This window comes from Noviherbaspirillum sedimenti (assembly GCF_003590835.1).
GTDB classification, from domain to species: Bacteria; Pseudomonadota; Gammaproteobacteria; order Burkholderiales; family Burkholderiaceae_D; genus Paucimonas; species Paucimonas sedimenti.
The window spans coordinates 1,541,787-1,565,924 of record NZ_QYUQ01000002.1 but is presented as its reverse complement, the minus strand read 5'-3'; the positions used below and the strand labels follow the sequence as shown (position 1 = coordinate 1,565,924).

The following is a 24,138-nucleotide window of genomic DNA, read 5'->3' as shown; positions in this document are numbered from 1 at the left end:
ATGGAAATGAATGACGAGATCCGCCTGGAAGCCAGGCGCGAGGTGGTGTGGGAAGCATTGAATGATCCGGAAGTGCTGCAAGCCTGCATCCCCGGTTGTGAATCGCTGGAAAAACTTTCGGATACCGAGATGGTGTCGCTGGTAGTGGTCAAGGTCGGGCCGATCAAGGCGAAGTTTTCCGGCAAGGTGACGCTGGCGGATGTCGCGGCGCCGGAAAGCTATCGCCTGATCGGCGAGGGGCAGGGCGGCGTGGCCGGTTTCGCCAAGGCGGAAATCACGGTGCAGCTCGAATCCGAGGGGCCTTCGACCCTGCTGCGCTATGGCGTGGCGGCGAATATCGGCGGCAAGATCGCCCAGCTCGGCTCGCGCATGATCGACTCCACCGCCCGCAAAATGGCCGACCAGTTCTTCGCCAGCTTTAACGAAGCCATCCAGAGCCGTACCGGTGCGCTCCCTGCTGCAGTTGCAGCACCGGCTCCGGTCACAACTCCTGCAGCGGCGCCGGCGACAGCTTCGGCCCCCCCTGTAACTGTCGCGCCGGCTGCCTCCCTGGCCGTGACCGTGGCGGCGCCTGCTGCCGCCGTCACCGGCGGCGCGCTGTCGAGCTCCGACGACATTCTGGTGGATCTGATCGATGTGCAGGAAGAGGATGAGCTGCAGGTCGTGGCGCCGGCCGCATCCGGCGGCTGGCTGTCGAGATTGCTGGGTGGCGCCAAGCCCGCGCAAGCTGCGAGCAAGGCGCCGGCACGCGCCGGCGTGCGCCACAAGGCGGCCATCGTTACCCTGAACCGCCCCAAACAGCGCAATGCCGTGTCCTTGCAGATGTGGCGCGACCTTGGCCGCATCTTCACCGAACTCGGCCGCGATCCGCAGGTGCGCGCCATCATCCTCACCGGCGCCGGCGGCAATTTCAGCGCCGGCGCGGATATCGCCGAATTCGGCCAGGTGCGCGCCTCGGTCGAGCAGGGCGTGGAATATGAAGTTGCGGTGGATGACTGCTGCGACGCCATCGCCGCCACCCCCAAGCCGACCATTGCGGTCGTCAATGGTTTTTGCATGGGCGGCGCCTGCCACCTGGCGATGTCATGCGACTTCCGGGTTGCCGCCAGCGCCGCGCAGTTCGGCATTCCGGCGGCGCGCCTGTCGATCGTCTATGGCGTGCGCGGCACGCAGCGCCTGCTGGCGCTGGTCGGTATCGCCAACGCCAAGCGCATTCTCTACTCGGCGCGCAAGTTCGGTGCCGAGGAAGGGCACAGCATCGGCTTCGTCGATCGCGTGGCGGCCGATCCGATGCGCGCAGCCAAGTCGTTTGCCGCCGTCATGGCCGACAATGCGCCGCTGACCATCTCCGGCACCAAGGTCATGCTGAATGGCCTGGCGATGGGCATGGGGACGCTCGACAATGCCACCGTGCGCCACGTGGTGGAGCGCGCGGTCGCCAGCGACGACTACCGTGATGCGCGCCAGGATTTTGTCAAAAAACGCCAGCCGGTATTCCTCGGGAAGTAAACAGCATGAAACCCCCCAAGTTCGATTACGTTCGCCCGCAAACGCTGGACGAGGCATTGGCGGCGCTGGCCGCGGCAGAGGGCGACGGCAAGATCATCGCCGGCGGCCAGAGCCTGATGCCGATGCTGAACTTCCGTTTGTTGAGTCCGTCGGTGCTGATCGACATCAACCGCATCGCCGAACTCAGCTTTCTGGAGGAGCAGCCCGACGGCGCCCTGCGCATCGGCGCGCTGACACGCCACCACACGCTGGAAACCTCGCCGGTGGTCAAGCGGCTGTTCCCGGTATTGCATGACGCCATGCAGTTCGTCGCCCACCTGGCGATCCGTAACCGCGGCACCATCGGCGGCAGCATCACGCACGCCGATCCGGCCGCCGAACTGCCGATGATGATGGTGCTGCTGGATGCAGAAATTATCCTCGCATCGCCCAGGGGGCTGCGCACCGTGCCAGCCGAGGAGTTCTTCGTAGCCTCGCTGACCTCTGCGGTCGAAGAGGACGAGATCGTCATCGAGATCAGCCTGCCGGCGCTGCCTGCGCAGGCCGGCTGGGCGTTTGAGGAAGTGGCGCGGCGCGCCGGCGACTTCGCCCTGGCCGCAATCGGCGTGGTGATGAAGGTCGAGGACGGCATCGTCACCGAGTCGCGGGTCGGCGTGATGGGGGTCGCCGATACGCCGATGCGCGTGTATGACGCCGAAACCATCCTGTTCAACCAGGCTTGCGATGAACAAACCCTGGACGATGTGGTCAAGGCGGTGCGCGAGGCGGTCGCGCCTGCCACCGACCTGCACGCATCGTCCGATTACCGGCGCCACCTGGTGGGCGTGCTGGCCCGCCGCGCCGTTGCCACGGCATGGCGCCGCGCCCAAGGAGAATCAGCATGATCGAAACCCAAAACATTTCCGTCGTCATCAACGGCATCAAGTACGAGCGCGCGGTCGAGCCGCGCCTGCTGCTGGCCGATTTCCTGCGCCATACGCTCGGCCTGACCGGCACCCACGTCGGCTGCGAGCATGGCATCTGCGGCGCCTGCACCATCATGGTCGACGGCGACAGCATGCGTTCCTGCCTGATGCTGGCGGTGCAGGCCGACCGTTGCAAAATCCAGACCGTCGAGGGCCTTGGCAGCGTCGACAAGCTCAACCCCTTGCAGGAAGCCTTCCACGAGTGCCACGCCCTGCAGTGCGGCTTTTGCACGCCCGGCATGCTGATGACCTGCACCGACATGCTGCAAAAGTATCCGCTGGAATCCGACGCGGAAATCCGCGAAGGCTTGTCCGGCAACCTGTGCCGGTGTACCGGCTACAAGCACATCGTCGATGCGGTACGCCTGGTCAAGCAACGCAGCAAGGAGAGCGCGGAATGAAAATGCACGTATTGTCGGGCGGACGCCTGCGCATGAAAAAAAGCGTCTACGTGCCGGAAGCCGACCGCGCCGAGCTGGTCGAACTGCCGGTCTCATGCTACCTGCTGCGCCATCCGCAGGGCAATGTCCTGTTCGATACCGGCTGCCATCCCTCGACGGCGCATGACGCCGAAGGGCGCTGGGGCGCGATGGCCCGCGCCATGGCGCCGATTTCCGGAGCGCAGGACAACGTAGTCGACCAGCTCGCTAGCATCGGCTTCACGCCGGACGATATCGATGTGGTGGTCAATTCGCACTTCCATTCCGACCATTGCGGCTGCAATGAGTTTTTCAGGAAGGCCACGGTGATCTGCCATGCCCGCGAGCTGGAAGCGGCCCGCCGCGAGGATGCCGAAAAGTTCGGCTTCCTGCCGGTGGACTGGCGGCAGCCCATGCCGATGGAAACCATCGACGGCGAGCGCGACCTGTTCAACGACGGCCGCGTGGTGCTGGTGCCGGTGCCGGGACACACCGCCGGCATGACCTCGGCCCTGGTGTCGCTCGACAAGTCCGGTGCCTTCCTGCTGGCGTCGGACGCGGTAGCAATGCGCGACAACCTGGAGCGCGACATCAATCCGCGCAATACCTGGGATGCCGAGCAGTCGAGCAAATCGATGGCGGAAATTCGCCGCATCGAAGCAGGCGGCGCCACGGTGCTGTTCGGCCACGACGACGCGCAGTGGCAAACCCTGAAAAAGGGCGCAGAGTTTTACGACTAGTCGTGCTGGCTTGACGATACGGACCGCCTGGACGGCCGCACCACAACGAACAATACAGAACATACGAGACATGGAAACCGCAAGCAAGTCGAAACTGGTCGGCAAGTCAGTCAAGCGCTCGGAAGATCCGCGCCTGTTGACCGGGCACGGCTGCTATACCGATGACAAGCAGGTGGCCAACCTGCTGCACATCGCCTTTCGCCGCAGCGACCAGTCGCATGCCCGCATCGTTGGCATCGATTACGCGGCGGCGCTGGAGTTGCCTGGGGTCGTCGCGATCTTTACCGCCGAGCACATGGACAGCATGGTCAAGCCGATCTATGCCACCTCCAAGATGCCGGATTACCACCCCACCGCGATTTACCCGCTGGCGCGCGGCAAGGTGCGCTACGTCGGCGAGCCGGTGGTGGCGGTAGTCGCCGAGAGCCGCTACATCGCCGAGGATGCAATGGATTACATCCAGATCGACTATGAGCTGCTGCCCAACGTGGTCGATCCGGAAGCCGCAGCCGAGCCGGATGCGCCGCTGCTGCACGAGGAAGCCGGCACCAATATCCTGGTCAAGCGCGAATTCCGTCGCGGCGACATCGATGAAGTCATGGCGCAGGCGCCGATCAAGGTCGGTGCGCGCTTCCGCTTCCACCGCAAGACGCCGCTGGCCATGGAAAACCGCACCTACCTGGCCGAATACGACCAGGGCCGGCGCTCGCTGCTGCTGCATTCCTCGACCGGCAGCCCGGGCATCGTGCGCGACGCGCTGGTGGATATTCTCGGCATACCCGGCAGCCGCCTGCGGGTGGTTGCGCCTGACGTCGGCGGCAGTTTCGGCGGCAAGGGCTCGCTGTATCCCGAAGAAATCCTGGTGTGCGCGCTGGCGCGCCACCTCGGCCGCCCGGTGAAGTGGACCGGCGACCGCATGGAAGACCTGGCTGCGACCAGCCAGGCGTTCGATGAAACCGTCTATGCCGAACTGGCCGTGGATGAGCAGGGCGCAATCCTCGGCCTGCGCGCCAACGTCATTGGCGATGTCGGCGCCTACTCGATCTATCCCTGGACCGCCGGCCTGGAGCCGGTGCAGGTGATCAGCTTCATGCCCGGCCCATACCGCGTGCCGGTCTACCACGGCAAGGTGCGCGGCGTGGCGACGTCGAAGTCCCCAACTGGCCCGTATCGCGGCGTCGGCCGGCCGACTTCCACCTTCGTCATGGAGCGCCTGGTGGACATGGCGGCGCACAAGCTTGGCTTGGATACGAAAGAAATTCGCCTGCGCAACCTCATCAAGCCGGAAGAATTTCCGTACAAGACCGCGCCCGGCATCGTCTGGGACCGTTCCGGCTTCATCGAATGCCTGGAGAGCGGTTGCGAAGCGGTCGATTACGATACCTTGCGCCAGAAACAGGAAGAGGCGCGCGCGGCAGGGCGCTGGGTTGGCATCGGCATTTCTTCGTATGCCGAGTTGTCCGGCATCGGCTCGCGGATCTCGGCTTCGCCCGGCATGCCGATCAATACCGGCACCGAGATCTGCAACCTGAAAATCGACCCCAGCGGTTCGATCACCGCCTCGTTCGGCATCGCCTCGCACGGCCAGGGGCTGGAAACGACGCTGGCGCAGGTAGTGGCCGACGAACTCGGTGCGCGCTTCGAGGAGATTACGGTAATCCATGGCGACACCGCTGCGGTATCGCACAGCACCGGCACCTACGCCAGCCGCAGCGCGGTGCTGGCCGGCGGCGCCGGCACCCTGGCGGCGCGCGCGCTGCGCGAAAAGCTGGAGCGGATCGCCGCCCACCTGATGGGTAGCCATGCCCCCCATATCAGCATCAGCGAAGGCGTGGCGACCGCAGCCGATAACGGCAAGAGCCTCACCATCGCCGAGATCGCCGATGCGGTGTATTCGCAGATGGGGCGGGTGCCGAAGGATGTGATCGAAGTGCTGGAAGAAACCAAATCCTACGACCCTGTGTGGGGGACAACCAGTTCCTCCACGCATATCGCGATGGTCGAGATCGATCCGGAAACCTACATGATCCACGTCACCGATTACCTGGTGGCAGAGGATTGCGGGCGCATGATCAATCCGCTGATCGTCGATGGCCAGGCGCATGGCGCGGTGGCTCAGGGCATTGGCGCCGCGCTGTTCGAAGAAATTGTGTACGACGAGCGCGGCCAGATCCTGACTGCCAGCCTGGTCGATTACGTCGCACCCTCGGCGCCGGAAGTGCCGGCGACCCGCGTGGTGCATGTCGAATCGGCCCTGCCGGACACCATTGGCGGATTTCGCGGCATGGGCGAAGGCGGCACCATCGGTGCGCCTGCGGCGATCGCCAATGCCGTCTCGGATGCGCTGACGCCGCTGGGCATCGAAATTTTTGAATTGCCGGTAACGCCGGAACGACTTTTCCAATTAATCCAGAAACAGAAACTTAACACCAAGGAGATGTAAATGAACGCAAAACTGAATGGCAAGATTGCCCTGGTAACCGGCGCCGGACGCGATGTCGGTCGTGAAATTTCCCTGGCGCTGGCGGCCGAAGGCGCTACCGTCGCGGTCAACTACAACAGCTCGGCAACCGAAGCTGAAGCGGTGGTGGCCGAGATCAAGAAACTTGGCGGAAACGCCCGCGCCTACCGCGCCAACGTCGGTAAGTATGAAGAAGTCACAGCCATGGTCGACGCCATCGTCAAGGATTTTGGCAGCGTAGACATCCTCGTCAACAATGCCGGCGTCGTCATCAACGAGCGTTTCGTCAATACCACCCCGGAACAATGGGCCAAGCAGATCGATGTTTGCCTGTATGGCACCATCCATACCTGCCACGCGGTGGCGCCGCACATGATCAAGCAGAACGGCGGCCGCATCATCACCCTGGCTGGCGATTCCTCGCGCATCGGCGAGAGCAACCTGGCGATTGCCGCGGCTGCGCGCGCCGGCGGCATCGCCCTGATGAAATCGCTGGCGCGCGAACTCGGCCGCGCCAATGTTACTGCCAACGCCATTTCACTGGGCCTGATCGAGACCGCCCACTCCGATGCGGATTTCCTGGCTGCCAACCGCGACAAGATCGTCAAGCAGTATCCGCTGCGCCGCATCGGCAAGCCGGCTGACATCGCGCCGACCGTGGCCTTCCTGGCCTCCGACGGCGCCTCCTGGATCACCGGCCAGGTGTTGAGTATCAACGGCGGCTTTTGCATGGTTTGATCCGCCCCAAAGCAGAAGAGCAAGAGGAGACAACATCATGATACATACCGAACTGATTGCACCGCTTGGCACGCTGCTGCGACGCCATGCACAATCGAAGCCCGACAAGCTTGCCTTTCAGGACAGCAAGACGTCGGTGAATTACGCCGAACTGGAGCATGCCACCGCCAACCTCGCCGGCCATCTGCAGGATGCCGGCATCGAGCCTGGCGACTGCGTGGCGATCTTCCTGCCGAATTCGGTGGAGTGGGTCGAAAGCTGCCTGGGCATCGTCCGCGCCGGCGCTGTCAGCGTGCCGATCAGCTACGATGCGACAGCGCATGAAGTCGCCTACCGAATCGAGGACGCGAACTGCAAGGCAATCATCACCAGCAACGAGCGCGCCGATGTGATGGCGAAGCTGCAGGCAGAATACCCCAATCTGCGGACAGTAATTCTGACCGACCGCGGCGCCGCGAGCGACTCGGCGGCCGGGCTGCGCTATGCCGATCTGCGCGCAAACGTGGCGCGCTCGCTGCCGCGCGACCTCGATGCAATCGACGAGCCGTCCTTTATCGTCTACACCTCCGGCACCACCGGCCGCGCCAAGGGTGTATTGCTTTCCCAGCGCAGCATGCTGTGGGTGACGGCGGCATGTTGGGCGCCGATCGCCGGGTTGAATGAAAACGACCATGTGCTGTCGACACTGCCGCTGTTCCATTCCTATGCGCTCAACCTGACGGTGCTTAGTATCGTGGCAGTCGGCGCCAGCGAATATATCCTGGAAAAATTCTCCACAACGGAAGTGATGGCGCAGCTCAAATCCGGCCGCGTGACGCTATTCCCCGGTGTGCCAACCGTGTTTCATTATCTGCTGGAAGCGGCGCGCGCCGAGCCGGATGTGCAATTCCCCGGCCTGCGCCTGTGCCTGTCGGCTGGCGCCATCATGCCGGCGCCGGTCAACCAGGAATTCGAACGGCGTTTCGGCGTCATGCTGCTCGATGGCTACGGCATCACCGAAACCTCGACCATGGTCACGCTCAATTGGCGCAGCGGCAGCCGGGTGATGGGTTCCTGCGGCTTGCCGGTGCCGGGCTTGTCGACCCGCATCATCGATCCGGTCAGCGGACTTGATGTTGCGCCAGGCGCGGAAGGCGAGCTGATTGTGCGCGGTCCCAACCTGATGCAAGGCTACCACCGCAAGCCGGAAGAAACCGCCAGCGCGGTACGCAATGGCTGGTACTACACCGGCGACCTGGCCAAAAGCGACAGCAACGGTTTCCTGACGATCACCGGCCGCCTGAAGGAAGTCATTATCCGCGGCGGACAGAACATTGCACCATCGGAAGTCGAGGAAGCCTGCTGCGCCTTCCCGGCGGTGCTGGACTGCGCGGTGGTCGGCGCGCCGCACCAGCACCTGGGCGAAGTGCCGGTGGTGTTCGTGGTGCCGCGCCCGGGTGCCACGCTGGTCGAGGCGGAGCTGATCACGCATTGCCGCGAACGCCTGTCGTCGTACAAGTTGCCGCATGCGGTGCATGTGGTCGATGAAATTCCGCGTACCGGCTCGGGCAAGATCATCCGTTTCAAGCTCAAGGAAACCCTGACAGCCAGCTGATGGTCTGCGCCTGCCGCATCCTGGCGCGGCAGGCGCATAATTTTCACTGCAATTACCCATATCCTGATACTCCGAGGCATGAATATGAATCAAGCTGATTTCTCCGGCATTCGCCTGCAAGACCCGACATTGCTGCGGCAACAATGCTATATCGATGGCGCCTGGGTCGATGCCGACCAGGGCGCAACCATCGTTGTTGAAAATCCGGCGAACGGCGCTGCTATCGGCAGCGTGCCGAAAATGGGGCGCGCAGAAACCCGTCGCGCCATCGATGCGGCTGCCGCTGCGATGCCAGCCTGGCAAACCAAGAGCGGCAAGGAACGCGCGGCGATCCTGCGTAAATGGTTCGACCTGCTGCTGGCGAACCAGGAAGACCTCGCGGTCATCATGACCACCGAGCAAGGCAAGCCGCTGGCCGAGAGCCGTGGCGAAATCGCCTACGCCGCCTCGTATGTGGAATGGTTCGCCGAGGAAGCCAAGCGCGTGTATGGCGACACCATTCCGGCGCCGACGTCGGACCGCCGTATTGTCGTCATCAAGCAGCCGGTCGGCGTGTGCGCGGCGATCACGCCATGGAACTTCCCGGCGGCGATGATCACCCGCAAGGCGGCGCCCGCGCTGGCGGCCGGCTGCACCATGGTGGTCAAGCCGGCCAGCCAGACGCCGTTTTCGGCACTGGCCTTGTGCGTGCTTGCCGAACGTGCGGGTATCCCGCGCGGCGTGCTGTCCTGCGTGACCGGCTCGGCCACGGAAATCGGCAGCGAACTGACGGCAAATCCGACCGTACGAAAATTGACCTTTACTGGCTCGACCGAGATCGGCAAGCTGCTCATTCAGCAATGCGCGGCGACCGTCAAAAAGACCTCGATGGAACTCGGCGGCAATGCGCCTTTCATCGTCTTTGACGATGCCGACCTCGATGCCGCAGTCAAGGGCGCGATGATCGCCAAGTATCGCAATGCCGGCCAGACTTGCGTGTGCGCCAACCGCATCCTGGTGCAGGAGGGCGTATATGACGCGTTCGTCGAGCGCTTTGCCGCGGCGGTTTGCGCCCTGAAGGTCGGCCATGGCCTGGAAGCCGGCACCGTGATTGGCCCGCTGATCGACGCCAATGCCGTCGGCAAGGCCGAGGAACACGTTGCCGATGCGGTGCAAAAGGGCGGCCGGATCGTCGTCGGCGGCAAGCGTCATGCGCTGGGCGGTAATTTCTATGCGCCGACCATCCTGGCCGATGCCACGCCGGACATGGCAATCTTCCGCGAAGAAACTTTTAGTCCGGTGGCACCGATCTTCCGCTTCAAGACCGAGGAAGAGGCGATTCGCATGGCTAACGATACTGAGTTCGGCCTGGCGTCGTACTTTTACGGACGCGACATCGGCCGCGTCTGGCGGGTGGCGGAAGCGCTGGAATATGGCATGGTCGGCATCAATGAAGGCTTGATCTCCACCGAGTTGGCGCCTTTCGGCGGCATCAAGGAAAGTGGCAACGGCCGCGAGGGGTCGAAATACGGTATCCAGGACTACCTGGAAATCAAGTACCTGTGCATGGGCGGGATTTGATTGCGCCGTATAATATTCAGCTTTATTTAACTTGACCCGGCGCTGCGCCGAACCGAGGCATCGTACGCTATGTCAGCTGTGCAAACAATCAGCACCACGCCGCATGGCGATGCCGAATCGCGCTTCCCCTCGCTGGACCGGTTCTGTTCGGTTGGCCGCACGGTCGAGATCCTGTCCGATGCCTGGAGCTTCCTGATCTTGCGGGAATGTTTTTTCGGTGCGCGCCGTTTCGAGCAATTCCAGGGTGTCCTGCAACTGCCCCGCAATACCCTGGTCAAGCGGCTGCACAAGCTGACCGCGCTGGGCCTGTTGCGCAAGGTCGCGTATTCCGCCTCGGCGACGCGCTTCGAATATCGCCTGACAGAACAAGGCCGGGACTTGTACCCGACCATGCTGGCGCTGCTCAAGTTCGGCGACACCTGGCTCGGCGGCGACCACGAGCTTCCGGTGCAACTGATCCACAAGCGCTGCGGCAAGCCGTGTTCCGCCGTGGTCGCCTGCTCGGCATGCAACGAGGCGATCGATCCGCACGACGTCCAGTACCGCAACGGGCCGGGCGCGGGCAGCCAGCCGCATGCGACCGGGCGCACGCGCTCGCGGCGCGCCTCCGATCCGCACATACTGGAGCGGGTCAGGCCATGCTCGGTGGCGCGCGCGCTGCAAATCATTGGCGACCGCTGGAGCTTTCTTCTGATCCGGGACATGTTTTTCGGCGTGCGCAGGTTCGACGAATTCCAGGCGAACCTCGGCATCGCCAGCAACATCCTGACCGATCGCCTGCAGCGCCTGACAGAGCACGGCATCATCGAAAAGCGCCAGTACCAGGTGCGTCCTGACCGTTACGAGTACCGCTTTACCGCCAGAGGGCGCGACCTGTACGGCTCGATGATCGTCATGATGCGCTGGGGAGACAAATGGCTCTCCAGCGGCAGGCCGCCGCTGGTCCTGCGACACCGTCAATGCCAGCACGACTTTTTTGCCCGCGTCGTGTGCAGCGAATGTGGCGAGGAACTTGATCCGAGGCAGGTCGACTATGCTTTGCATTACACCCTGGATAATGCGACTCCTCAGTCAATATAGACTTGCATAAGTGAATTTTTAATCGACAGCATCCTCTTCGATAGAGGATGTTGCGCGGCCCTGTCCGCGCCATTTTCATGTGACGTTGTTCTTCGTCATCCATCAATCCATCATAGATGATGATTCAGCCGGAATTTTGTGCACAAACTCTTTGACATGTCGCCGTCTTTTTAATAATCTACTTATGCAAGCAAATCACTTGCTTAAAAAGACCTTAATTCAAATCATGAATGGAGAGAGACGATGAAAATAGCAATGAATGTACTGCAGTGCAGCCTGCTGATGGCTTTTGCTGCCGGCAGTGTCCAGGCGCAGGATGTCAAACCCTTGCGCATCGGCGTGATGACCGATTTGACCGGGCAGTTTTCCCATGAGGCAGGCCAGGGGGCAGTTAACGCAGTGAAGATGGCGGTGCAGGATTTTGGCGGCAAGGTGCTGGGGCGGCCGATCGAAGTGATCGTCAACGACCACCTGAACAAGCCGGACGTTGCTGCCACCAAGGCGCGCGAATGGTTCGATACCCAGAACGTGCGCATGATCAATAATCTGATCAACTCCGGCGTGGCGTTGTCGGTGATCGGCGTGGCCAAGGAAAAGAACGCGATCGCGATTGTCAACGGCTCAGGCTCTTCCCGCATCACCGGGGACGCTTGCACGCCAAACAGCATCCACTATGCCTATGACACCTGGGCGCTCGCCAACGGTACCGGCAACGAGATTGTCAAGCAGGGTGGCGATACCTGGTATTTCCTGACTGCCGATTACGCCTTTGGCCATGCGCTGGAAGCCGACACCATGGCGGCCGTCAAGGCCAAGGGCGGCAAGGTGCTCGGCACCATTCGCCACCCGGCCGCCACGTCGGATTATTCATCCTTCCTGCTGCAGGCGCAGAGCTCGAAAGCAAAGGTGATTGGCCTGGCCGGTTCCGGCACCGGTTTCATCAACACCGTCAAGTCGGCGTACGAGTTCGGTGTAACCAAGTCTGGCAAGCAATCCATCGCCGGCTTGCTGGTGTGGATCACCGACGTCGATGCCATGGGCCTGGAAATTGCCCAAGGGCTGACCCTGACCAACGGCTTCTACTGGGATCGCGACGACGAGACGCGGAAATGGTCGAAGCGCTTCTTCGACCAGACCAAGCGCATGCCGACCATGGGCGATGCTGGCGACTATTCCTCCACCCTGCATTACCTGAAGGCAGTGCAGGCAGCCGGTACTGACGATACTGCCGCGGTCATGGCGAAGATGAAGGCTACGCCGATTAACGACATGTTCGCCAAGAACGGCCGCATCCGCGCCGACGGCCGCATGGTGCACGACATGTACGTGTACCAGGTCAAGAAGCCGTCGGAGTCGAAGTACCCATGGGATTACTACAAGCTGAAGGCGGTGATTCCGGCGGAGCAGGCTTTCCGGCCCCTGACCGAAGGTGGATGCCCGCTGACGAAGGGTTAAACGGCAACCGCGCTGGCGCGTTCCTTTGCGGGAATGCGCCAGATTCGCGGAGATCGAAAATGGAAAATGCGGCCGGCCAGGCCGCATTTTCCATTTTTTAGCCGCCGATGTAGGACATTTCGATTTTCCGCTGTGCGTCAGTCGACTGCGCAGTCGGGCTGGCGCGCAGCTCCGAATAACGGTCGGTACGCTGCTGCCACAGATGGGCGATCGCCGCGGAGATTCCTGCTTCGCTGTGGCCGCTGCGCAGCAGTGCGCGCAGGTCGTGTCCGGTGCTGGCGAACAGGCAAGTGTAGAGCTTGCCTTCGGTGGACAGGCGCGCGCGCGTGCAATCGTGGCAAAAGGCTTGCGTCACGCTGGAGATGACGCCGATCTCGCCGCCGCCATCGGCGTAGCGCCAGCGCGCCGCCGTCTCGGCGGCATAATTCGCCGAAATCGCCTGCAGCGGCAGCGCGGCGTCGATGCGCTGGATGACTTCGGCGGACGGTATCACTTCATCCATCTTCCAGCCATTGCTGGCGCCGACATCCATGTATTCGATAAAGCGCAGGATCGCGCCGCTGCCGTGGAAGTGGCGCGCCATCGGCACGATTTCGGCATCGTTCATGCCGCCCTTGACCACCATGTTGATCTTGACCGGCCCCAATCCGACCCGCAGGGCAGCTGTAATTCCTTCCAGCACGTCGGCCACCGCAAAATCGACGTCGTTCATGCGCCGGAAAGTAGTGTCGTCGAGGGAATCGAGCGACACGGTCACGCGCTTCAGGCCGGCATCTTTCAATGCCCGGGCTTTCTTCGCCAGCAGCGAGCCATTGGTGGTCAGCGTCAGATCGAGCTCCCGGCCATCGGGCGTTCTCAGGGCGGCCAGCATCGCGATCAGTTTCTCGATGTTTTTCCGCAGTAGCGGCTCCCCGCCGGTCAGGCGGATTTTATCGACGCCGTGGGCGACGAACAGGCTGGCGACGCGGGTGATTTCCTCGAAGGACAGCAAGTCCGTCTGCGGCAGGAAGCGGTAATCCTTGTCGAATACCTGTTTCGGCATGCAATACACGCAGCGGAAATTGCAGCGGTCGGTTACCGAAATGCGCAGATCGTGCAGGGGCCGATCGAGGCGGTCGATGAGGCGTCCGCTCGGTGCCTGCCGTTGCTCAGGAATCAATGGTATCGAGGGGCGATGCCTGAGATCGGCGACCGGAATGAATTTTTCAGCCATGTTGTTGAATTACCGAAAGCAGGCCTGGATAAAAGCCGGCGTTTTTTCGCATCAGGATTGCCAAGGGAAATAAGATACCACGAGCCCGGCGATCGCACAGGCCAGCAGCAATTTGATGGTGCCGATCTTGAAACGGAACAAGGCGATGCAAGCGGCCGCCGCGATGGCGATGGCGGCAAAATCCCATTGCGCCAGCGTCAAGGACAGCCGGAACACGTGTTCGGCGAAAAAAACCGCCAGGCTGACGATGACGCCGACCACCGCGGCCGAGATCGCGGTCAACGGTGCCGTCAGGCGGATATTGTCGCGCGTCGATTCCACCAGCGGTCCGCCGGCCAGGATGAAAATGAAGGACGGTAAAAATGTGAAGAACGTCGCCACACAGGCGCCCAGCGTGCCGGCAATCAGCAGGCTGTCCGGGCCGAAGATCGCCTTGGTCCAGCCGCCGACAAAGCCGACGAAGGCGACAATCATGATCAGCGGACCCGGCGTGGTTTCGCCCAGCGCCAGGCCGTCGATCATTTGCGCGGCGCTCAGCCACTGGTAGGTTTCGACGCCACCCTGGTAGACATAGGGCAGCACCGCGTAGGCGCCGCCAAAGGTCAGCATTGCTGCCTTGGTGAAGAACCAGCCCATCTGCGTCATTGGCGTGGCGACGCCGAAGATTGCCGCCAGCACCCCCCAGACAGCGGCGCCCAGCGCGATGCCGAAGACCGTCAGGCCAATCAGCTTGCCCCAGGAAAAAAGCGCATGTGCCGGTGTCGGCGTATCGTCATCGATCAGCGCCGGTCCGAATCTGGCGTGGCTGCGGGATGCGGGATGGCCGCCACCGATCTTGAATATGGCGGGGGCAATGCGTCCGCCAAGCAATCCCAGCAGTGCCGCCGCCAGGACGATGAAGGGGAAAGGCAGGTGCAGGAGGGAAATTGACAAGAATGCAGTCGTTGCGATGGCAATCAACCAGCCGTTTTTGAGGGTGCGTGAGCCGATGCGCCAGGCGGCGGCCAGCACAATGGCTACGACCGCCGGCTTGATGCCGTAGAGGATGCCGGCCACCAGGCCGACATGTCCGAACGCAAGGTAAATCCACGACAGCGCGATCAGGATCAGCAGCGAGGGCAGCACGAACAGCACGCCGGCGATGATGCCGCCGCGCATCCTGTGCATCAGCCAGCCAATGTAGACGGCCAGCTGGGTGGCTTCCGGGCCAGGCAGCAGCATGCAATAGTTCAGGGCATGCAGAAAGCGCTGTTCCGAGATCCAGCGCCGCTTTTCAACCAGTTCGGCGTGCATCATGGCGATCTGTCCCGCCGGGCCGCCGAAACTGATGAAGCCGAGCTTGAGCCAGAAGCGGAAGGCTTGCGACAGGGAGACGGTGCCAGGTGGTGCGGGGATGGTCATGCCTGGTCTGTAACTGGAGAAGTTGGTCAGGCGCATCATAGCCGATTGGGGATAAAAAAAGAGGAGCCGGAGCTCCTCTTTCATTTTTTGCCGACGGCGATCAGTTGCGCGTCTCCACCTGGACCAGCGGCTCGGTCGACAGCGGCGGCAGCGGCTTGCGCTCGCGCGGCAGGCGTACCGGCGGGACGATCTTTGCGGTCGCTTCCTGGGCGGCGCGCAGCTTGTCCGGGTCAGTGCTGGCCAGGGTCAGGCCGGCGGCGCTGAGGACCTCGCGCAAGTCGTCCAGCTGCAGCGGCGCCGGGGCGCTACCCTGCTGGAGCGCGACTGGCTTTGCTGCTGCAGGTGCAGGTGCAGGTGCTGCCGGTGCCAGTGCTGCCGGTGCCAGTGCGGCAGGTGCTTGCGGGGCAGGTGCCGGTGTAACTGGCACGATGGCGACCGGGACTATGGCAGGCGCTTCCACGGTTCCAGTAGCGGCAGTTTCCAGTGGCAGCGTAATCTGCTGCGACACGGTTTGCACCGGGACGGTTGCCACCGGTTCGATCGACGCGATGGCAGGCTCTGCCGCCTGCTCGGCCACCGGGGCGGCAACTTGCGCTGCCGGCGCGGCTGGTTCCGCGGCTTCAGTCACCGGCGCGGCTTCGGCTGCGGGTGCAGCTTCGGCTACGGCTGCAGCTTCGGTTGCTGGTGCTGCAGCTGCAGCAACCGTTGCCTCAGCCTGTTCCGCGCCTTCAGCTTCGCCGGCTTCGCCAGCATTTTCGCCTTCCAGTCCCTCGCCACCTTCGCGTTCGCGGCGGTTGCGGTTGCGGCCACCACGACGGCGACGACGACGGCGCTGCTCTTCGCTCTGCTCGCCGCCTTCGACTTCAGGTGCGCCGCCTTCCAGTTGTGCTTCGACTTGTTCCACGACTGCAGTCACCGGAACGGTTTCCTCGGCGACAGGTGCCGCGGCTGCCAGCGGCAGTGCGGCGACTTCCACCAGAGGCTCTTCGACCTTGACCGGGGCTTCCTTGCGCTCCTGGCGTCCGCGCTGCTGGCGTTCGCCGCGCTCCGGGCGCTCACCACGTTCTGGCCGCTCGCCGCGTTCAGCGCGTTCCGCGCCTTCAGTGCGTTCAGTACGCTCCGCACGGTCGCCGCGTTCGCGACGGCCTTCCTGGCCTTCGCGTGGTTCACGTGGCTCACGGGGTTCGCGTGGCGGGCGCGGCGGACGTGCGGCGGGTGCCGGTGCGCCTGCTTCGCTGACGGCTTGCTTGGCGACGCCTTCCTGGCGTTGTTCGCCGCGCCCGCCTTCGCGTTCTTCGCGCGGACCGCGACCGGTGCGTCCACGGCCGCGCTGGTTGCGTGCGCCGCGTTCATTGTTGCGCTCGCGCGCCTGCTCCGGCTTGGCTTCGATCGGCGCGGCGGCGGCAGCCACCGGTTCCGGCTTCTTGAAGAAAAAGCCGAACAGCTTGCCGAGGAAACCAGGTTCGCCTGACAGGATTGCCGGCTGGGCCACGGGTGCGGCTGCCTCGATCGGCTTGCGCTCGACGATGGGCGCCGGCTGCGCCGGGGTGATGCCCTTGACCATGGCTTCCTGGCGCGGCTTGGCTTCTTCCTTCTGGCGCTTGCTGTAGCCGATATCCGTATCGGCTTCCTCGGCCATGGCGTAGCTGGCCTGCACTTCTTCCAGGCGCGGATCGTCGAGCTTGATCCGTTCCATCTTGTAGTGCGGCGTTTCCAGATGCTTGTTGGGGATCAGGATGACGGTGACGCGATGACGGGTTTCGATCTTCAGGATCTCGCCGCGTTTTTCGTTCAGCAGGAAGGCGGCCACATCGACCGGCGCCTGGACGTGGATCGCCGCCGAGTTTTCCTTCATCGCTTCTTCCTGGATGATGCGCAGGACTTGCAGGGCGGACGATTCGGTATCGCGGATGTGGCCGGTGCCGTTACAGCGCGGGCAGGTCACGTGGCTGCCTTCGGACAGCGACGGACGCAGGCGCTGGCGCGACAATTCCATCAGGCCGAAGCGGGAAATCTTGCCCATCTGGACGCGCGCGCGATCGAAGTGCAGCGCATCCTTGAGGCGGGTCTCGACTTCACGCTGGTTCCTGGAATTCTCCATGTCGATGAAGTCGATCACGATCAGGCCGCCGAGGTCGCGCAGGCGCAACTGGCGCGCCACTTCTTCGGCCGCTTCCAGGTTGGTATTGAATGCAGTGGTCTCGATGTCGCTGCCGCGGGTGGCGCGCGCCGAGTTGACGTCCACCGATACCAGCGCTTCGGTATGGTCGATGACGATGGCGCCACCGGAAGGCAGCGGCACGGTGCGCGAATAGGCGGTTTCGATCTGGTGCTCGATCTGGAAGCGCGAGAACAGCGGCACGTCGTCGCGGTAGCGCTTGACGCGGTGCACCATGTCTGGCATCACGTGCGACATGAACTGGTGCGCCTGCTCGTAGATATCGTCGGTGTCGATCAGGATTTCGCCGATGTCCGGCTGGAAGTAGTCGCGGATGGCGCGAATCACCAGCGAGGATTCCTGGTAAATCAGGAAGGCGCCTGGTGCCGACGTGCCGGCGCCTTCAATGGCGCGCCACAGTTGCATCAGGTAATTCAGGTCCCACTGCAGTTCTTCGACGTTGCGGCCGATGCCGGCGGTACGGGCAATCACCGACATGCCGTTCGGCAGGTCGAGCTTGTCCATGGTTTCGCGCAGTTCCTGGCGGTCTTCGCCTTCGACACGGCGCGAAACGCCGCCGCCGCGCGGGTTGTTCGGCATCAGTACCAGGTAGCGGCCGGCCAGGGAAATGAACGAGGTCAGGGCTGCGCCCTTGTTGCCGCGTTCTTCCTTTTCGACCTGGACCATGATTTCCTGGCCTTCGCGCAGGGCTTCCTTGATCGAGGCGTTACGGACGTCGACGCCTTCCTTGAAGTAGGTGCGCGCCACTTCCTTGAAGGGCAAAAAGCCGTGGCGGTCTTCGCCGTAATTGACGAAGCAGGCTTCCAGCGAAGGTTCGATGCGGGTGATGACCCCCTTGTAGATATTCGATTTGCGCTGTTCGCGGCCTGCGGCTTCGATATCGATGTCGATCAGCTTTTGCCCATCGACGATGGCTACGCGCAGTTCTTCCTGCTGCGTGGCGTTGAATAACATCCGTTTCATGTTGTTGTGCTCCGGACCCGAAGGTCATTTCAATGCTGCAGGCGAGGGGCGTTGCCAAAGTGTCGAAACCAGGGCGCGGTCATTGTCCGTGCGAGCTGCCGGCACGTGCAGCGCAGGGCGCTGGCTCCGGTGCCAGAGGCAGTCGACGGCTCCATGACGAGCCTTTATATTTCTTTAATGACGACGCAAACCGCTAACATGCAGCAATAAGTAGTACAGGGATGTACGCGCGGACGGAACGCCCGTGGGAGAGAATTGCCTTGGCGTGCGGCAGCGCAAACATTCGAGCGCGGTCGCAACAGGGCGCAGTGGGTTGCGCGCATTGCCGGGCGTGGTCGGGCCGGAGGTGAACGTATCGAAATACTGGCACCACGGGCCAGGCAACCTGACTGCCAGGCAAGGCACCGGTTTGCAAATGGCAAACTGGCTGCAACACTACCAACCAGCGAGCCCGCCTTTGAGAATGGGCTCGCCGGCATTATCTAATCTATCCGGGCATTCATATCCAGCATCGGTGCGCGCTGTCTGATCGCAAAGTGGTGCAACCCCGACTCGCGCAGCGATGTGCATACACTGCTTTTCCATCTAATTTGCAATTCAGCGAGGCTGATGGACACACCTCTGTGTAGAATGCTCTTTTTATTCTCACACTTGCTCTGGGTTATGCCCATTGCGAAACAATTATATATTCAAAATGAAGGACTTAGCGAAATATTCAAGGGAAAGTGCGAAAAACCACGCGCTTGCCCAGCCGTCGCAAGTCTTGCCGCAAGTTCAACTTGTCACGATTTCCGCCGAAGAGGCTGGCCAGCGCATCGATAATTTCCTGATAAGGGTCTGCAAGGGTGTGCCAAAAAGCCATATCTACCGGGTTTTGCGCTCGGGTGAGGTGCGCGTCAACAAGGGGCGCATCGACCAGACTTACCGGCTGCAAGAGAACGACGTGGTCCGCATTCCGCCATTGCGCCTGGCTGAGAAATCGACACAGACCGTGCCGGGATGTGAATTCACCATCCTGCTGGAAGACGATTGCATGCTGGTGATTGACAAGCCGGCCGGGGTCGCCGTCCATGGCGGCTCGGGGGTGAGTTACGGCGTCATCGAGCAATTGCGGGCATCGCGGCCGGATGCCAAGTTCCTGGAACTGGTGCATCGGCTCGACCGCGAAACTTCCGGAATCTTGTTATTGGCCAAGAAACGCTCGGCCTTGACCAATTTGCATGAGCAAATCCGCGAAGGGGCGTTCGACAAGCGTTACCTGACGCTGGTGCATGGCGACTGGCAAAATCAACGACAGCATGTCAAGTTGGCATTGCATAAATACACCACCTCCGAAGGCGAGCGGCGGGTGCGGGTGCAGGCCGATGGCCAGGCGTCGCACACGGTGTTCCAGCTTTTGCGAAAATATGGTCCATATGCATTGCTGGAAGCGGAGCTGAAGACGGGTCGCACGCACCAGATCCGGGTGCACCTGGCGGCGAGCGGCTTTCCCATCGCTGGCGACGACAAGTATGGCGACTTCGCCCTGAATCGGGCCTTGCAAAAGGCCGAGGGCGGGCGCAAGGCCTTGAAGCGCATGTTTCTGCACGCGCACCAGATTACATTTACCCATCCGGGCAGCGGCAAGGAAGTGCGCTTGAATGCGCCCTTGCCGCCGGAATGCGCGAATTTTCTGAAAAGCCTCGAGCACTCGTCTTCGGCGGTGGCGGACGATGTGATGGCGAACAGGGCAGCAACCAAAGGACAGGCGGCAACGCGCTAGGCAATCATGGCAAGAAAACAGTTTGATTTGATCGTCTTCGACTGGGACGGCACCCTGATGGACAGCACGGCGGCCATCGTCAAGTGCATCCAGGCGTCGGCGCGCGACCTCGGCCTGCCGGTGCCGGCACGCGAGATGGCCGCGCACGTGATCGGCCTGGGGCTGCAGGAAGCTCTGCAAATGGCAGCGCCAGGCCTGCAGCCGCCGGATTATCCGCGCATGGTGGAGCGCTACCGCTACCATTACCTGAGCCAGGACCACGAGCTGACCCTGTTCGCGGGCGTGCGCGAGATGTTGCAGGACTTGTCGCAGCAAGGCTATTTCCTCGCAGTCGCAACCGGCAAGAGCCGGGTCGGCCTGACTCGCGCGATGCATGCGGCCGAGCTGCTGTCGTTTTTCGATGCGACCCGCTGCGCCGACGAGACTTTTTCCAAGCCGCATCCGGCAATGCTGCATGAACTGACGCGCGAACTGGGGCAGGACATGGCGCGCACCGTGATGATCGGCGATACCACGCATGATTTGCAGATGGCGCGCAATGCCGGCGCCGCTGGCATCGCGGTGCATTACGGCGCCCATCCGCCGCATGAACTGCAGGCGCTGGCGCCTGTGTATGCGGCCGATTCGGTGCCGGCGCTGCATGCCTGGCTGAGTGAGAATGGCTAGCCGGCATGGCTGATCTGATCCCGATTTGCGCGGCGGATGCCCTGGCCGAGCGCGGCAGGGGCATCCGCTTTCCGCTGACTGCCGGCGGCGAGGATGCCAGCGGTTTCGTGGTGCGCTACGATGGCGTGGCGCGCGGCTACCTGAACCGCTGTGCCCATGTGCCGATCGAGCTGGACTGGAATGAAGGGGAATTTTTCGATTCCAGCGGTTTGTACCTGATGTGTTCTACCCACGGCGCCATGTATTTGCCGGAGTCCGGCCGATGCGCCGGCGGCCCGTGTCGCGGCGGGCGCTTGCGCCCGATTGCGGTGGTGGAAAAGGATGATATGGTGTTTTGGCAAACGGACGATTTCCTCACGCCTGCAAGGGCGTGATTCAATGACGGGAATGGGTATGGATAATAATGATATTGATACTGGGCGGGCGCCGCTTGGCGCCGCCAGCGAGCCTGCATTGGCCGGTCGCAAGGAAGGCTGGGAGCGCGAGGTGCTGGAAAAACTGGCCTTCGCCACCTTGCGCGAGCAGCGCGCGCGGCGCCGCTGGGGCATATTTTTCAAGCTGGCTTTCCTGGCCGTCGTCGCCGTCGTGCTGTGGCGCGCGCTCGACCTGGGCACGGCCACGGCCGAAGTGTCCGGGCCGCACACCGCCCTGATCGAGATCGATGGCGCGATTACCGGCGGCGGCGGCAGCGGCGATGCCGATTCGGTCATCCCGGCGCTGAACCGCGCCTTTGCCGACGCCGGTTCGGTCGGCGTGATCCTGCGCATCAACAGTCCCGGTGGCAGCCCTGTGCAGGCCGGCATGATCAATGACGAAATCACCCGCCTGCGCGCCGAGTATCCGAAAAAACCGCTATACGTGGTGGTGGATGAAATGTGCGCGTCCGGCGGCTATTACATCGCCGCTGCGGCCAGCAAGATTTTCGTCAACAAGGCCAGTATCGTCGGTTCCATCGGGGTATTGATGGACGGCTTCGGCTTTACCGGCCTGATGGACAAGCTCGGCGTCGAACGTCGCCTGCTGACCGCCGGCAGCAACAAGGGGTTTCTCGACCCCTTCAGCCCGCAAAACGATGCCCAGCAAGTCTATGCCAAGGATATGCTGGAAGAAATCCACCAGCAATTCATCGAGGTGGTACGGGCCGGCCGTGGCAAGCGCCTGAAGGAAACTCCGGAAACCTTTTCGGGTTTGTTCTGGAGCGGCAGCAAGGCGGTTGAGCTGGGCCTGGCCGATGGTTTCGGCACGGTCGATACCGTTGCGCGGGACGAATTGAAGGTCGAGGATATCGTCGACTATACCGAGCATGAAGGCTTGTCCGAGCGCGTCCTGAAGAAATTCGGCGCCGCGGTCGGCGCCGGTGCCTGGCAGTCGCTGTGGGGCGGCGTCAGGCCCAGCCTGCGCTGAGGGGCTTACTCCCCCAGCAACAGGAACACCGTCGGCCGCTTGTGCAAGTCCGGCGCCTTGCCGGCGGCAAGCTGCTTCTTCCAGGCGCCGGCGGTGCGGGTTGCAATCGATTCGCTCGCCAGGCTCAGGTCGGTAGCCACGCAGACCAGCGTGTTTGGCTGGCAGGTGGATGCCAGCGTTTCCAGCAGGGCGCCATTGCGGTAGGGCGTCTCGATGAAGAGCTGGGTCTGCCTTTCCTTGCGCGAGCGATCTTCCAGCAGCTTGATCTGTTTTGCGCGCTGGCCGGCTTCGATCGGCAGGTAACCGTTGAAGGCGAAGCTCTGGCCGTTCAGGCCGCTGGCCATTACCGACAACAGTAGCGAAGAGGGGCCCACCAGCGGACGCACGCGTACGCCCTGGGCGTGCGCCAGCCGCACCAGGTTGGCGCCGGGGTCGGCCACTGCCGGCACCCCCGCCTCCGAAATCAGTCCGACGTCGCGCCCCGCCAGTAATGGCTGCAGCAGCTGCGGCAGCGCGGCTTCGGCGGTGTTGATGTTCAACTCGGCGATCTCGATTTCCTGCAGCGGCTTCGCCAGGGGGTGCTGGACGGCGATCAGCTTGAGAAAGGCGCGCGTGGTCTTGGCGTTTTCGGCGATGAAGCAATCCAGCCGGGCGGTGAGGGCCTGCACCTCGGTCGGGATCAGCGATGCCAATGGATCGGCGGTGCCCGCTTCGCAGGGGCCCAGCGTGTTGGGAATCAGGTAAAGGGTGCCTGCCATGGTCAGTTACGGAAAAAAAGCACGCCGGCGCGGCGCAGCATGGTGGTCAGGGTGATCAGCGGCAGGCCGGTCAGCGCGGTCGGATCGCTGCTCTCGATCTTTTCCAGCAGGGCGATGCCCAGGCCTTCGTTCTTGGCGCTGCCGGCGCAATCGTAGGGTTGCTCGATGCGCAGGTAGGCGTCCAGTTCGGCATCCGGCAAGTCACGGAAGGTAACGAAAGTGGGGACGCATTCCAGTTGGGCGGCTTTCTGCTCGTCCGTTGCGCGGCCGTCCCACAGGCACAGGGCGGTGTGGAACACGACCCGCCGACCGCGCATGGTTTGCAATTGCCGCAGGGCGTTTTCATGGGAGCCTGGTTTGCCGATCTGCGCGCCATCCAGGGTGGCGACCTGGTCCGAGCCGATCACCAGGCAGCCGGGATTTTGCCTGGCCACCGCTTGCGCCTTGTCGACTGCCAGGCGCAGGGCGGTCGCTTCAGGTGTTTCGCCGTCGTGCGGGGCTTCGTCGACATCGGGCTTGCATACTTCGAAAGGCAGGCCAAGGCGCGCCAGCAATTCCTGGCGATAGCGGGAGCTGGAGCCCAGGATCAGGCGTGGCAGGGGTACGGTTTGTGGTGAGTTTGTCACTGGGTTTGTCATATTGCCCGGGTGTTCTGCCAATAAAGGCATGCAGTCAAAGCCGAAATCCACGCTAAGGCTTTGACGAATAAAGGAAAAGCCTGTTATTATCGCAGGTTTTCCGGACTAGTCAGGCGCATGGAAGCCATTCTGATCGATGCATTTGAGTTTTGCCGTCTTGGAGAGTCGCGCACGGGCGAATTTGCCGTCGCCGATTTCCCCAGGCTGGTTGCGGAACTGGCGGTACCATCCGGCGTGATCCGCTGGACACTTACCGGCGGCAAGCATACGCTGGGATATCCTCAGTTGACCGTGACGGTGACCGGTGCGGTGCAGTTGATGTGCCAGCGCTGCCTGACGCCCTACGAGTTCGCCATCGATGTCGAATCGGTGCTGGTGCTGGCGCAGGATGAGGTAGCTGCAGACGAGCTGGAGGCGTCGCTGGATGACGAATCGCTTGAAGTGATTGCGGGTTCGCGGCAGTTCGGTGTCACCGATCTGGTCGAGGACGAGGCGCTGCTGGCGCTGCCGGTGTCGCCTCGGCACGATGTTTGTCCGGAGCCGTCGCAGCAGGCGTCTCCAGTGGGGGGCAGCAAGGCACCATCGCCTTTCGGCGCCCTGAAGGATTGGAAGCGCTAGGTTGCAAGGCAAGAG

At 62.7% G+C, this 24,138-nt stretch carries 20 protein-coding genes; 15 read left to right on the top strand and 5 right to left on the bottom strand.

Annotated elements, in window-relative coordinates:
- The 10 genes from D3878_RS07335 (at window position 1) to D3878_RS07290 (ending at window position 12,521) form a co-directional block, all read left to right on the top strand.
- On the top strand, window positions 1-1,509 hold the full coding sequence (locus tag D3878_RS07335; protein ID WP_199688107.1) for an enoyl-CoA hydratase-related protein: 1,509 nt from the start codon (window positions 1-3) through the stop codon (window positions 1,507-1,509).
- A gap of 5 nt (window positions 1,510-1,514) precedes the next feature.
- Entirely contained in the window at window positions 1,515-2,393 is an 879-nt protein-coding gene (locus D3878_RS07330) for an FAD binding domain-containing protein (RefSeq protein WP_119784867.1), read from the top strand.
- A complete protein-coding gene (locus D3878_RS07325; RefSeq protein WP_119784866.1) occupies window positions 2,390-2,875 on the top strand; it encodes a (2Fe-2S)-binding protein in 486 nt (161 codons plus the stop codon). The genes D3878_RS07330 and D3878_RS07325 overlap by 4 nt, the downstream gene beginning before the upstream one ends.
- Window positions 2,872-3,633: an N-acyl homoserine lactonase family protein gene (locus tag D3878_RS07320; RefSeq protein ID WP_119784865.1), complete on the top strand. Its 762-nt coding sequence runs from the start codon at window positions 2,872-2,874 to the stop codon at window positions 3,631-3,633. The genes D3878_RS07325 and D3878_RS07320 overlap by 4 nt, the downstream gene beginning before the upstream one ends.
- Before the next feature lie 70 nt (window positions 3,634-3,703).
- Window positions 3,704-6,076 (top strand): xanthine dehydrogenase family protein molybdopterin-binding subunit, encoded by a 2,373-nt coding sequence (locus tag D3878_RS07315; RefSeq protein WP_119784864.1) that lies wholly within the window; start codon window positions 3,704-3,706, stop codon window positions 6,074-6,076.
- Window positions 6,077-6,832, top strand: coding sequence for an SDR family NAD(P)-dependent oxidoreductase (locus tag D3878_RS07310; protein ID WP_119784863.1), 756 nt, complete (start codon window positions 6,077-6,079; stop codon window positions 6,830-6,832). It abuts the gene before it with no gap.
- Window positions 6,833-6,869: 37 nt separating this feature from the next.
- A complete protein-coding gene (locus tag D3878_RS07305; protein WP_119784862.1) occupies window positions 6,870-8,426 on the top strand; it encodes a class I adenylate-forming enzyme family protein in 1,557 nt (518 codons plus the stop codon).
- 84 nt (window positions 8,427-8,510) lie between these two features.
- Window positions 8,511-9,986, top strand: a complete 1,476-nt coding sequence (gene gabD / locus D3878_RS07300; RefSeq protein WP_119784861.1) for an NADP-dependent succinate-semialdehyde dehydrogenase — start codon at window positions 8,511-8,513, stop codon at window positions 9,984-9,986.
- Window positions 9,987-10,055: 69 nt separating this feature from the next.
- Window positions 10,056-11,066, top strand: a complete 1,011-nt coding sequence (locus tag D3878_RS24790) for a winged helix-turn-helix transcriptional regulator (RefSeq protein ID WP_119784860.1) — start codon at window positions 10,056-10,058, stop codon at window positions 11,064-11,066.
- A gap of 243 nt (window positions 11,067-11,309) precedes the next feature.
- Window positions 11,310-12,521, top strand: coding sequence for an ABC transporter substrate-binding protein (locus tag D3878_RS07290; protein WP_119784859.1), 1,212 nt, complete (start codon window positions 11,310-11,312; stop codon window positions 12,519-12,521).
- A gap of 97 nt (window positions 12,522-12,618) precedes the next feature.
- Here the strand turns inward: D3878_RS07290 and moaA are convergent, their stop codons facing one another.
- The 3 genes from moaA to D3878_RS07275 all read right to left on the bottom strand — a co-directional run bounded on the left by moaA (window position 12,619) and on the right by D3878_RS07275 (window position 18,277).
- Window positions 12,619-13,734: a GTP 3',8-cyclase MoaA gene (gene moaA, locus D3878_RS07285; protein ID WP_119784858.1), complete on the bottom strand. Its 1,116-nt coding sequence runs from the start codon at window positions 13,732-13,734 to the stop codon at window positions 12,619-12,621.
- Between the two features lie 51 nt (window positions 13,735-13,785).
- Window positions 13,786-15,135, bottom strand: a complete 1,350-nt coding sequence (gene chrA, locus D3878_RS07280; RefSeq protein WP_119787755.1) for a chromate efflux transporter — start codon at window positions 15,133-15,135, stop codon at window positions 13,786-13,788.
- A 100-nt stretch (window positions 15,136-15,235) separates the two neighbouring features.
- Complete coding sequence (locus D3878_RS07275) at window positions 15,236-18,277, bottom strand: Rne/Rng family ribonuclease (RefSeq protein ID WP_119784857.1); 3,042 nt, start codon at window positions 18,275-18,277, stop codon at window positions 15,236-15,238.
- 694 nt (window positions 18,278-18,971) lie between these two features.
- On the opposite strand from D3878_RS07275, the gene rluC reads away from it, so the two are divergent.
- Genes rluC through D3878_RS07255 form a run of 4 tightly spaced genes read left to right on the top strand, consistent with a single transcriptional unit; the run spans window position 18,972 to window position 22,109 of the window.
- Window positions 18,972-20,039, top strand: coding sequence for a 23S rRNA pseudouridine(955/2504/2580) synthase RluC (rluC, locus tag D3878_RS07270; RefSeq protein WP_119784856.1), 1,068 nt, complete (start codon window positions 18,972-18,974; stop codon window positions 20,037-20,039).
- 6 nt (window positions 20,040-20,045) lie between these two features.
- The gene (locus D3878_RS07265) at window positions 20,046-20,705 is read left to right on the top strand and encodes an HAD-IIIA family hydrolase (RefSeq protein WP_119784855.1); all 660 of its coding nucleotides are present in this window, start codon (window positions 20,046-20,048) and stop codon (window positions 20,703-20,705) included.
- Between the two features lie 5 nt (window positions 20,706-20,710).
- Entirely contained in the window at window positions 20,711-21,079 is a 369-nt protein-coding gene (locus D3878_RS07260; protein WP_119784854.1) for a Rieske (2Fe-2S) protein, read from the top strand.
- Window positions 21,080-21,098: 19 nt separating this feature from the next.
- Window positions 21,099-22,109, top strand: coding sequence for a S49 family peptidase (locus tag D3878_RS07255; RefSeq protein WP_119784853.1), 1,011 nt, complete (start codon window positions 21,099-21,101; stop codon window positions 22,107-22,109).
- 5 nt (window positions 22,110-22,114) lie between these two features.
- Here the strand turns inward: D3878_RS07255 and D3878_RS07250 are convergent, their stop codons facing one another.
- Both D3878_RS07250 and D3878_RS07245 read right to left on the bottom strand, forming a co-directional pair.
- Window positions 22,115-22,867, bottom strand: coding sequence for an SAM-dependent methyltransferase (locus D3878_RS07250; protein WP_119784852.1), 753 nt, complete (start codon window positions 22,865-22,867; stop codon window positions 22,115-22,117).
- A gap of 2 nt (window positions 22,868-22,869) precedes the next feature.
- Window positions 22,870-23,493 (bottom strand): Maf-like protein, encoded by a 624-nt coding sequence (locus tag D3878_RS07245; RefSeq protein ID WP_233556264.1) that lies wholly within the window; start codon window positions 23,491-23,493, stop codon window positions 22,870-22,872.
- A 129-nt stretch (window positions 23,494-23,622) separates the two neighbouring features.
- Here D3878_RS07245 and D3878_RS07240 point away from each other — a divergent pair, with 129 nt between their 5' ends.
- On the top strand, window positions 23,623-24,123 hold the full coding sequence (locus D3878_RS07240; protein WP_119784850.1) for a YceD family protein: 501 nt from the start codon (window positions 23,623-23,625) through the stop codon (window positions 24,121-24,123).
- Window positions 24,124-24,138 lie beyond the last annotated feature (15 nt).